The 11729-nt window shown below is 36.8% G+C and carries 11 protein-coding genes; 5 read left to right on the top strand and 6 right to left on the bottom strand.

The annotated features are described in order from the left end of the window. The 6 genes from VNJ50_RS12940 to VNJ50_RS12915 form a co-directional block, all read right to left on the bottom strand. The coding region (locus VNJ50_RS12940) for an enoyl-CoA hydratase/isomerase family protein (RefSeq protein ID WP_325582577.1) at window positions 1–441 on the bottom strand (441 nt) is incomplete at its 3' end. 76 nt (window positions 442–517) lie between these two features. Then, window positions 518–1975, bottom strand: coding sequence for a sensor histidine kinase (locus VNJ50_RS12935; protein ID WP_325582575.1), 1458 nt, complete (start codon window positions 1973–1975; stop codon window positions 518–520). A 94-nt stretch (window positions 1976–2069) separates the two neighbouring features. Continuing rightward, complete coding sequence (locus VNJ50_RS12930) at window positions 2070–2618, bottom strand: CopD family protein (protein WP_325582573.1); 549 nt, start codon at window positions 2616–2618, stop codon at window positions 2070–2072. 10 nt (window positions 2619–2628) lie between these two features. Then, window positions 2629–3981, bottom strand: coding sequence for an MATE family efflux transporter (locus tag VNJ50_RS12925; protein WP_325582571.1), 1353 nt, complete (start codon window positions 3979–3981; stop codon window positions 2629–2631). A 3-nt stretch (window positions 3982–3984) separates the two neighbouring features. After that, entirely contained in the window at window positions 3985–5016 is a 1032-nt protein-coding gene (hemH, locus tag VNJ50_RS12920; RefSeq protein WP_325582569.1) for a ferrochelatase, read from the bottom strand. Between the two features lie 140 nt (window positions 5017–5156). Further along, a complete protein-coding gene (locus VNJ50_RS12915; protein ID WP_325582568.1) occupies window positions 5157–6041 on the bottom strand; it encodes an AraC family transcriptional regulator in 885 nt (294 codons plus the stop codon). 220 nt (window positions 6042–6261) lie between these two features. Here VNJ50_RS12915 and hemA point away from each other — a divergent pair, with 220 nt between their 5' ends. The 5 genes from hemA (at window position 6262) to VNJ50_RS12890 (ending at window position 11692) form a co-directional block, all read left to right on the top strand. After that, a complete protein-coding gene (gene hemA / locus VNJ50_RS12910) occupies window positions 6262–7506 on the top strand; it encodes a glutamyl-tRNA reductase (protein ID WP_325582567.1) in 1245 nt (414 codons plus the stop codon). Then, on the top strand, window positions 7499–9076 hold the full coding sequence (gene hemC, locus VNJ50_RS12905) for a hydroxymethylbilane synthase (RefSeq protein ID WP_325582565.1): 1578 nt from the start codon (window positions 7499–7501) through the stop codon (window positions 9074–9076). The genes hemA and hemC overlap by 8 nt, the downstream gene beginning before the upstream one ends. A 111-nt stretch (window positions 9077–9187) precedes the next feature. Continuing rightward, the gene (hemE, locus tag VNJ50_RS12900) at window positions 9188–10219 is read left to right on the top strand and encodes a uroporphyrinogen decarboxylase (RefSeq protein WP_325582563.1); all 1032 of its coding nucleotides are present in this window, start codon (window positions 9188–9190) and stop codon (window positions 10217–10219) included. Between the two features lie 152 nt (window positions 10220–10371). After that, a complete protein-coding gene (locus VNJ50_RS12895) occupies window positions 10372–11133 on the top strand; it encodes an EI24 domain-containing protein (RefSeq protein ID WP_325582561.1) in 762 nt (253 codons plus the stop codon). Next, window positions 11123–11692: a GNAT family N-acetyltransferase gene (locus tag VNJ50_RS12890; protein ID WP_325582559.1), complete on the top strand. Its 570-nt coding sequence runs from the start codon at window positions 11123–11125 to the stop codon at window positions 11690–11692. Before VNJ50_RS12895 ends, VNJ50_RS12890 begins: the two co-directional genes overlap by 11 nt. The last annotated feature ends 37 nt before the right edge of the window (window positions 11693–11729 follow it).

Here is an 11729-nt window from a genome sequence, read left to right as displayed (position 1 = left end):
CGTACCGCCATAACCAGGAATAACTCCTAAGGAAGTTTCTGGCAATCCCATTTTGGCATTATCGCTGGCAATCCTGAAATGACAGGCCATGGCCAATTCCAATCCGCCGCCAAGTGCAAATCCATTAACCGCCGCAATGACCGGTGTTGCTAAATTTTCAATATAATCAAACAACAGCTCTTGGCCTTTGGCCGCTAACTTTGATCCTTCCTCAACATCAAAATCTGCAAACTCACTAATATCTGCACCCGCTACAAATGCTTTTTCACCACTTCCGGTAACGATGATCACTTTGGTGTTTTTATCCTTATTAGCAACTTTTAACGCTTGATTAAGTTCATTAATGGTCGCTTTATTCAAAGCATTTAACTTGGTTGGTCGATTAATCGTGATCGTTGTAATCCCGTTATTGGATTGGGATAAAATGTTTTCGTAAGACATAATAACTCTATTTTACAAATTCCGTCCGTATTAAAAAAGACGAGAATTCTGGTTAATAATTTTCTAGGTTTTGCGATTATTCTTTTGGAAAAATAACCGTAAAAATGGTCCCTCTTCCCTTCTGTGAGGTAAAGGTAATTGTTCCGCTGTAAGTTTCCACAATATTTTTGACCATTGCCAAACCTAAACCCATACCGCTGGATTTGGTGGTAAACTTGGGTTCGAAAATTCTCGGAATATTCTCTTCTGAAATCCCTTTTCCATTATCGGAAACGGTTATTTTCACCATATCTTGCTCAGACATAACGCTGACCACCACTTTTGGATCTTTCCGGTCAACAATAGCTTGTGTGGCATTTTTAACCAAATTGGTCACGACCCTAATTAATTGTGTACGGTCCAGTTTGGAAATGATTTCCTTTTCATCAGCTACAAAAACAATATAATCTTCGCTAAAAATATCAAGTGCTAACTTCACAATCTCAACTACATTAAGCGTTTCGTTTTGCTGTGCCGGCATTTTTGCAAAATTCGAAAATGCAGAAGCTATAGAACTCATCGTGTCAATCTGCTGAATGAGTGTTTTACTGTACTCGTCAAGTTTTTGATACACATCAGGATCGGCATGATCAAATTTTCTTTGAAAACTTTGAACACTTAATCGCATTGGCGTCAAAGGGTTTTTAATTTCGTGAGCCACTTGTTTTGCCATTTCACGCCAGGCTTGCTCGCGTTCGGAAGTTGCCAACTTCACGGCGCTTTCCTCCAGCTCGTCAATCATGCTATTATAAGACCTTACCAAGGTGGCAATTTCTTCACTTGAAGATTCTATTTCAATCCGTTTGTTGCGTTTTTCCAAACGCGTTGCTTTTATTTTTTCGCTAATGGTATTTAATGATTTTGTAATGTATTTTGACAAGAAATAAGCCAGCATAATGGCCAATATCAACATAAAGAAATAAGCATAGCCCAAACGCTCTAAAAACTCATTCAATTCTTTATTTAAAAACTCATCATTTTCGAGATAAGGCAATTTTAAAATCGCAATAGGCTTAAACTTATGATCATTAATATAAGTGTAGGACGATTGGTAAGTTTGATGGTTAAAAATGGTTTTTTCAACAAAACGATGTTCGGCAGTATTGGATAAAGCATTCAAAATATTGGCAGATAAACACTCAGTAGTTGCATCACCTTCAATACTTGATTTTGATGATATGATCAAACCACCTTCCAGATCATAAACATCGATCTGACTTTGATGGATATCTGCAATTTTATAAATCTCATCCTTATCCTTTAAGATCAATCGGACCTTTTCGGTAATGACTTCCCAAGTTGTACCACGAATTACAAAATCGATATGACGTTTGATGTTCTCTTCCTTGCGCTCCAACCGATCGCGATGATAGGCTTGGGCTTCTTGATTATACTGGTAAATGGTAACCGCTGCAATTAAAACCGAGGCGATGAGTACGAGCAAAATCATCGATAGAAAAATACGAACGCGTAAGGAAAATCGTCTGAGTTTCATTTAAGGAAATATAGTTGGCTAAAGATAGCAATTATCGCACCAAAAAAACTTTTCAGTCAATTTTTAGAATAGCAATCATAAAACGAACAACATCTTAGTCATCGGACGATTTTTGACGAATGTTCTTGTAAATTTTAAAGCCTAACATCAATAATACACCAAGAATCAAAAGTCCAATCACACCAAAAACCCAGTTGATCGAATTTTTAAGAATCACTAAAAAAACCACAGAAAATAAAATAAAAGTGGCACCTTCATTCCATAACCTCATAAAATTTGAAGTTTTTCTCACTTCATCACGCTGCAATTGTTTATAATATTGATGGGTTTTTAGATGATAAAAAATTAATAATCCCACAAAAACTAATTTAACATGCATCCAACCTTGTTGCAACCATTCGGGTTGTAAAACGAGTAGCCAAATGGCAAATAAAACCGCCAATATTGCCGAAGGCCAAGTAATAATGGTCCATAATCTATTAGCCATGATTTTCAGTTGTTTACCTAAAATATCCTTTTCTGGCGAAGGTTTATGAAACGCTTCTATCTGATACACAAACAATCGTGGAATGTAAAATAAGCCTGCAAACCAAGTAATCACAAAAATAAGGTGGAAAGATTTTATGTAATTATAATAATCCATAACTAATCAATTAAATATTTTTAGGAATTAAATGTTTTTTAACTTCCCGATTCAAAAAGTAGGCAGTAACGACAGTTGCTAAAACATCGGAAATGGGAAAAGAAATCCACACACCAAATTCACCAAAAAACTTTGGCAATATCAAAATCAGCGGAATAAAAAAGAAACCTTGCCGGGTCAAAGTCAATAATAATGCTGGTCTCGCTTTTCCTATGGCCTGAAAATAAGCGGCACCTATAAGTTGCCAAGCAATAATAGGTGTTGCGGCAAATACCCAACGCATATTATTTGGAGCCTGTTGAATAACATCGGCATCGGTTGTAAAAACACGAATGATGGTTTCTGGAAAAATCATCAATGCAATAAACACCAAAGTGGCTAAAACAGCAGCATATTTTATAGCGATATTAAGTGTTTCCCTAACGCGTTGATAATTGCCTGCACCATAATTGAAACCTGCAATTGGCAAAAAACCTTGTGTAACACCAAGCACCGGAAACATAGCAAACATCAACATTCTACCGGCAATGGCATAAGAAGTTACGGAGGTTTCACCACCAAGGTCAAACAAAATATTATTCATAAAAAGGTAAGTGATACTTACAACCGCTTGTCGTGCTAGAGTAACAAAACCTAAAGAACTAATTTCTTTTACTATCGAAAAATTAAGACCTAAATGTGCAAGATTAATCTTTAGCTCCGATATATTGGAAGCAAAAAACCAAATAATGAATCCTAGACAAAGCACATAAGATAATGTTGTAGCCCAAGCCGCTCCGGCCATTCCAAAATCCAAAAGATTAATAAAAATATAATCCATTATCAAGTTGCTTACCGATGGGATCATCATGGCATACATGGCAAATTTGGGTTTGCCTTCGGCACGGATGACGGTATTGGACATCATACAAAGTGCCAAAAGCGGAATGCCATAAAGCACAATTTTATAATATATTTTTGCAGGCTCAAAAATGGCACCTTTTCCTCCAAAAGAATCGATAATAGAATCGACAAAAAGCAATCCTACAGCAACCATAGAGAGTGTCACCACTAAAGTTAAAGTAATCTGGTTGCCAAAGGTATTTAGTGCCTTGACATGATCATTAGCACCCAATGCCCTCGAAATAATGGACGACCCACCAATACCAATTGCCATACCCAAAGCAGCAATAAAAAAAGAGACCGGTAGCACCACATTGATTGCGGCAATAGCTGTTGAACCAATCCAGTTTCCTACAAAAATAGTATCGACCAAAACATTAAGCGACATCACCAATATTCCAATTGAAGCAGGAACCGCTTGCTTTATAAGAAGTTTACTAATGCGTTGTGTTCCTAATTCTTGGGAAAAAGTTTTTGTCATTACCTAAGCGTTAGATGGCGCATTATTCCACTCATTAATCCACTTGGACAGTAAGTTTACAAAAGGCTCATCATCATTTAAACAAGGTACAGTAGAAAATTTTTGCCCGCCCATTTCATGAAAAATATCCTGGCCTTCCATGGCAATCTCTTCTAAAGTTTCTAAACAGTCACTTACAAATGCCGGCGTCACAACCGCCATGTTTTTTATACCTTGTTTTCCCAGACGCTCAATGGTCAAATCTGTGGCAGGTTTTAACCATGGATCAAATCCTAATCGTGATTGGAATGATGTAGAATAGGTGCCTTCTTTCAAATTGAGCTTTTCAGCCACCAACCGCGTCACTTCCAAACATTGGTGACGGTAGCAAAACTCGTGTGCAGGAGACGCTGTTACACAACAGCTTTTATCAATTTTGCAATGCGATTTTGTAATGTCGCGTTTGCGGATATGACGCTCTGGAACACCATGATAAGAAAACAACAAATGCTCAAAAGGATTGTCCTTCAAATGTTTTTCAATAGAATTGGAAAGCACATCAATATAATCTTCGCGATTATAAAAAGCTTTCAAATCTGATATTTTAAGATTGGGGAAGTGTTCTTTTCTTATTTCTTCCGCCAAAACCAAAATAGTTTCTGTCGTTGCCATGGCAAATTGTGGATATAAGGGCATCAAAAACACCTCCTCTACACCTTTATCCACCAACTCCTGAAGACCTTTTTTAATAGTCATACTTCCATATCGCATGGCCAAAGCAACTGGTAGTGGCGTATTTTTTTGTATTTTTTGTTGAAGCCGTTCTGAAATGACAATTAACGGCGAACCTTCGGGCCACCATATTTTTTTGTACGCTTCGGCAGATGCTTTAGGACGCGTATTTAAAATAATTCCTTTTACGATAATGGTTCGTGCCCATAGCGGAACGTCAATAACCCGTTCATCCATTAAAAATTCACTTAAATATGGCTTAAGATCTTTTGGTTCAGGGCTTTCGGGCGAACCTAAATTGACAAGTAATACTCCTTTTTTCATATCTTATTCCCACTAGGCAGGAATCTATTTTTTTATTAAACTTCAATTAATTTAGAAATTCTGATCCCAATAGATTTTGGGAACGAGAATCCTACTATTTAATTTTAAATTTTTGAATCCATGTTTTCAATTTTGTACATCTAGCCCACAGATTGAATATATTTTTTTGGCGTTGTGCCATATTTCTTTTTAAAGGCCGAAATAAAATGGCTCGATGAGCTATATCCTACTTTTGCGCCCACTTCATTGACATTATGATCACCAGATTCTAATAGTTTACGTGCGACTTCCATTTTATAATCAAATAAAAAACTGAATACCGAATCGCCATAAATCTGTTTAAAACCCTCCTTAAGTTTTTTTAGGTTCAGTCCAATCTCTTCCGAAAGTTCTTGCAACGTTGGTGGGTCGGTCATTCTGGCAATCACGATATCCTTGGCATTCCTGATTTTGATCACATTAGATTCGTCTACCAAAAATGGACATTGTTCAATATCGGCATCCTCATTTCGGTTCAGATATAAACTCAATAATTCATAGGCTTTTCCTTTGAAATAAAGATTTTTGATAGAGGCATTTAAGTTATAATTCAGTAATTGAGTCAAAACAATGGCTATTGATGGCGATATCTTACTGTCTTGATAATATTTTTTATCCTTGTTTTCACCACTCAGAAAGGTAATATAATCGGCCTCCTGAGAAAATAAAGCATGCAACTTTTTAATGGAAATTAAAATTGAAACCAATGTTGCATTGGGCTGCATTTCTAAGTGGATTGGCAAATTTTGCTGTGGGTTATAAAGCAGCAAGGAATTCTCTTCCAAAATATCCAAAGCATAGCGCCCCTTATTAAAAATAAACTTCCCGCCACCCTTCAAACAAAAGTGAAACTGAATAAAACTACTGTCAATTTCCCGCTCTACAATGGTGGTAGACGCACTATCATTTTGATAGATTAAGATCAAAAAATTGGGATCGATTTGGGTCTCTTGAAAAGAACCTTTAGCGACATTTTCTAATTCCATTATCTTTAAATTCTATATCTTTTATTTAGATTCGTTCTAAACAATAACTGTAAAAAGCATTGCTAATACTGCAAAAGTATAACATTTATTATTTTATAACAGCATAAAACACTTAAAAACACCTAACGATACTAATAGTCCTTTAAGCGTTGTTTAATATTCATCCTGCCTTTATACTTTTGCTATTTCAACTTCCTAAAACCTTACGGATTTCTACAATATGTCAAAAGCAACTTATTTTTATGCCATTGGATTGAGTTACAAAAAGGCCGATGCCAACATCAGAGGTCGTTTTAGTTTGGATGATATTTCTAAGCTCAATATTTTAAAACAGGCCAAAGAAATAGGTATAGAAAGCCTTATTGTAACCTCCACTTGCAATAGAACGGAACTCTACGGTTTTGCCGAGCACCCTTATCAACTTATCAAACTACTTTGCGATAACGTTCAAGGTACTATTGAAGAGTTTCAGCATGTTGCATACATCTTAAAAAACCATGATGCCGTTGCTCACATCTTTAGAGTAGGGTCGGGTCTTGACAGCCAGATTTTGGGCGATTTTGAGATTATCGGTCAACTAAAAACAAGCGCTAGAGCTTCAAAAAAGTTAGGATTATTAAACACTTATACCGAACGTTTATTGAACGCGGTCATTCAGGCCAGTAAACGCATTAAAACCGAAACCGAGATTTCGTCGGGAGCTACTTCTGTGTCTTTTGCTTCGGTTCAATATATTTTAAATGCGATTGAAAACGTTTCAGAAAAAAACATTTTGTTGTTTGGTCTTGGTAAGATAGGAAGAAACACCTGTGAAAACTTAGTAAAACACACCAAAAACGAGCATATTACTTTAATTAACCGTACCAAAACAAAAGCCGAATCAATAGCCGGTAAATTTAATCTTCTGGTTAAAGATTATGCCAATCTTCAAGAAGAAATCAACAACTCGGATATCTTGATTGTCGCAACCGGTGCCCTGAAACCAACGGTAACCAAGGATTTGATTCCATCCGAAAAACCACTATTGATTTTGGATTTATCGATCCCAAGAAACGTGAACCCAAACGTTATAGATTTACCAAATGTCACCTTGGCACATTTGGATGATTTAGCACAAACTACAGATGATACGTTAGAACGCAGAAAAGAATTTATACCTTTGGCGGAGCAAATTTTAGAAGAAGTAAAACTGGATTTTAACAGCTGGCTGGAAACTCGAAAATTTGCACCAACCATTAACGCATTAAAGCATAAATTGCTCGATTTAAAAAATGCAGAATTGGAAACCCAACGTAAAAAATGCGCGGATTTTAACGAGGCACAAGCCGAATTGATCAGCAATAACATCATCCAAAAAATAACGAACCACTTTGCATATCATCTTAAAAATGATAACATGTCAACCGATGATAGCATTGAACTCATCCGAAGAGTGTTTCAATTAGAATCTCCATCACATGTCTAAACTTATTAGAATCGGAACGCGCGATAGCGAATTAGCGCTATGGCAAGCCAAAACCGTACAACAACAACTTGAACATTTGGGACATAAAACCCAATTGGTTCCTGTAAAATCGACTGGCGATATGCGTCTCGACAAACCTATTTATCAACTTGGCATTGTTGGTGTTTTTACCCGAATATTGGATGAAGCCATGCTCAATAACGAAATTGATATTGCCGTACATTCCTTAAAAGATGTGCCTACAATCTTGCCAGAAGGCATCGTTCAAGCAGCCGTTATAAAACGTGGTAACGTTAGAGACACCCTTGTTTTTAAAAATAACGAAGAGTTTTTATCGCAAAAAAAAGCAGTTATTGCCACAGGAAGTTTAAGGCGAAAATCACAATGGCTTAACCGTTACCCAACCCATACCGTTGTTGGACTGCGTGGCAATGTCAATACACGACTTCAAAAACTTGAAGAAAATGATTGGAATGCCGCCATATTTGCCGCAGCAGGAATTGGCAGAATTGGCTTACGACCAGAAAACGCCATCAACCTCGATTGGATGGTTCCCGCTCCAGGACAAGGCGCCATCATGGTTACAGCACGTGCGGACGATGAAGATATGCTTAACATCTGTCGTGAAATAAATCATGAGGAAACCGAAATATGCACCACTATTGAACGTAAGTTTTTGAATCTTCTTGAAGGCGGCTGCTCGGCTCCAATTGGTGCTTTAGCGTTTGTTAAAAATGAAGAAGTCTCATTTCAAGGGATTTTATTAAACTTGGACGGCAGTAAAAAAATTGAAGTCACCCGTAAAGAAAAGCTGGGCAATCATCATCAAATTGCACAATATGCAGCCGATTATATTTTAGAACGTGGCGGTCAACTTTTAATGAACGAATTGAATCATGTTGATAAAAAAGCACAGGTATTTTCGACAAGAAATTTGAGCAAGGAACAATATTTGCGTTTTAAAAATGTTCAGGCAGACAGCACGGACTTTTTGAAAATCAGCTTTAATAGAATCTCCAAACCTATCTTAAAATCGAAGATTGACAACGTCATAATTACCAGTCAAAACGCGGTCGAATCGATAGTATCAAGTGTTCCTAAAGAAGAATTGCAATTTAAAAACATCTACTGCGTTGGACGCCGAACCAAACGTCTAATAGAAAAAAAGATCGGAAAGGTCAAACATTCTGAAAATTATGCCAAAGACCTCGCTGCCTATTTAGTTGACTATATTGATGGTACTGAAGTGACCCATTTTTGTAGTGATATCCGCTTGGATGAGCTTTCCTCCACTTTAGAAAAAAACCACATTAAAGTTAACGAAGTAGAAGCTTACAAAACCATTCTTGATTCTAAAAAAATCGATCCAAATGTTGAAGGCATTATGTTTTATAGCCCTTCAACCGTTGAAAGCTATATGATAAACAATACCGCCGAAGGAAAAATAGCCTATTGCATTGGCGAAACTACGGCAACTGAAGCTGAAAAATATTTTGAAGATGTGAGAATCGCCAAAATACCAACGGTAGAAAGTGTGATTGATTTGGTCAATGAACATTACGCATCATGAAAAGAATCAGGTATTCAAGGCTGAACAAGACAGATTGTATAAAAAACATATAATTTCAACAAAGAGATAAATTCAAAACAAATAATTTCCTGCCAAACAGGACTTCAAAACATGATAAAAAACGATTTATACTTAAGAGCCTTAAAAGGAGAAACTGTTACGAGACCACCGGTTTGGATGATGCGTCAAGCTGGGCGATATCTCCCGGAATTTATGGAGATAAGAAAAAAATACGACTTTTTTACACGTTGCAGAATGCCGGAATTGGCCAGTGAAATCACCGTACAACCTATACGTCGTTACGGTATGGATGCCGCGATTTTATTTAGTGATATTCTAGTGGTTCCACAAGCCATGAATATTGAAGTAGAAATGAAACCTGATTTTGGACCTTATCTTCCCAATCCGGTGCGCACCCAAAAAGATGTGGACAATGTGATTGTACCAGATGTAACGGTTGAATTGGATTATGTGATGCAAGCCATTAAAGCAACCAAAGAGTTATTAAATAACGAGGTACCATTGATTGGTTTTGCCGGATCACCTTGGACCATTTTATGCTATTGCGTTCAAGGGCAAGGCAGCAAAAACTTTGACAAAGCCAAACAATTTTGCTTTACGAATCCGATAGCAGCGCATCAATTATTACAAAAAATCACTGATACAACCATTGCCTATTTGCAGGCAAAAGTTGCTGCAGGATGTGATGCCGTCCAAATTTTTGACTCTTGGGGAGGCATGTTGTCTCCAACCGATTACACCGAGTTTTCATGGCAATATATCAACCAAATCATTGAAGCATTAAAAGATCATGCGCCGGTTATTGCCTTTGGAAAAGGCTGTTGGTTTGCATTGGGCGATATGGCAAGATCAAATGCTTCGGCACTTGGTATTGACTGGACTTGTTCTCCACAAAATGCTCGTTATCTAACCGGAGGTAAAATCACCTTGCAAGGTAATTTTGATCCTTCTAGACTATTTTCACCACCTGCCGAAATCAAGAAAATGGTAACTCAAATGATCAATGAATTCGGTAAGGACAGATATATCGTAAATTTAGGCCATGGGATTTTACCTAATATTCCGTTGGATAATGCCAAAGCATTTATTGATGCGGTAAAGGAATATGAAATCCCATCCTAACCTTCACAAAGGGAAGGAATTGTCGTGGAATTGTTTAAAGCCTTTAGCTTAACCCAAGACCCTGAGCCTATTATTAACCTTAAAGATCGTATTAAAGAAACTCAAATACGTCACAATTAAATCCCTTTCTTTAGGAAAGGGTTAGGGATAGGATGATTAAAAATATTCTCAAAGGCATCAAAGCCTACGCTGGAACATTCAAATTGATTTCCAAACTCGGACTTTGGAAGTATTTTGGCGTGCCGATGCTCATCAGCTTTTTAACAGCATCATCCATTATTTTAGCGGCTTACACCTTTGCAGATAATTTTGCATACTACACTTCAAAACTTTGGATTTGGCAATGGGGAAAAGACACCTTTTTCTTAATCAGTGAAATTTTAAGCGGCATTATCATACTTGTTTTAGGATTTATACTTTACAAGCATATTGTTATGGCATTGTCAGCACCTTTTATGAGTCCGGTTTCAGAAAAAATCGAAAACCACCTATCAGGTGCCCCAAAAGATCATCATCGGAAAACCTCATTTACTGAGCAATTATGGCGAGGGATCCGCATTAACGTAAGAAATTTATTGATGGAAATCGCATTAACAATTCCCATCCTATTACTAAGTTTTATTCCGGTTATTGGTATTGGCGCTTCAATATTATTATTTTTAGTGCAAGCTTATTATGCTGGCTTCGGGAATATGGATTATACTTTAGAACGTCATTTTAAATATCATGAAAGTATTAAATTTGTAAAACAACACCGTGGTATAGCCATTGGAAACGGAATTGTGTTTATGCTGTTTTTATTGATTCCCATTATCGGAATCATTTTAGTTTTGCCATTATCGGTCACTGCAGCATCTACCGAAACCGTGACTTTACTTAAAAATCAAAACAAATTAGTACCTCATGATCTATAATTCAGAGCATTTTACTATTTCGTTATTACAGCAAAAAGATGCCCTGCAGCTCAACAAACTATTGGTTTGCAATACCGAGCGTTTTATTGATCACCTTCCGACAACATTAGAAGAAAACTCAACTTTGGAAGGCACAAAAAACTATATTTCACGACAAATCAAAGCTGCAAAAAAAAAGAAAACCTTTGTATTTGTCATCAACGATCAGCTCAGCAGAGATATTATTGGAATGATTGTCTTAAAAAATTTGGATTGGAAAATCATGAAAGGCGAATTTGCATATTGCATTGGCAAACGCTTCAAAGGAAAAGGCATGATGACCGAAGCCATAAAACAAACTACTATTTATGCCATTGAAACTTTAGGTTTAAAATCACTTGAAATTCTTACTCTCAAAACCAATGCATCGAGTGTGAACGTCGCTTTAAAATCGGGTTTTAGATGGAAAAAAACATTAAAAAATGAATTTATGACTTTGAATGGAAAACCTCAGGATATAGAACTTTTTGAGTTTTTGGTGACCTGCAAGGTTTCTAAAACTGACCTGCAAGGTTTCTAAAACTGACCTGCAAGGTTTCTAAAACTGACCTGCAAGG

Source organism: Gelidibacter sp., from assembly GCF_035577925.1.
Taxonomy (GTDB): Bacteria; Bacteroidota; Bacteroidia; order Flavobacteriales; family Flavobacteriaceae; genus Gelidibacter.
This window is presented reverse-complemented; position numbering and strand designations above follow the sequence as displayed.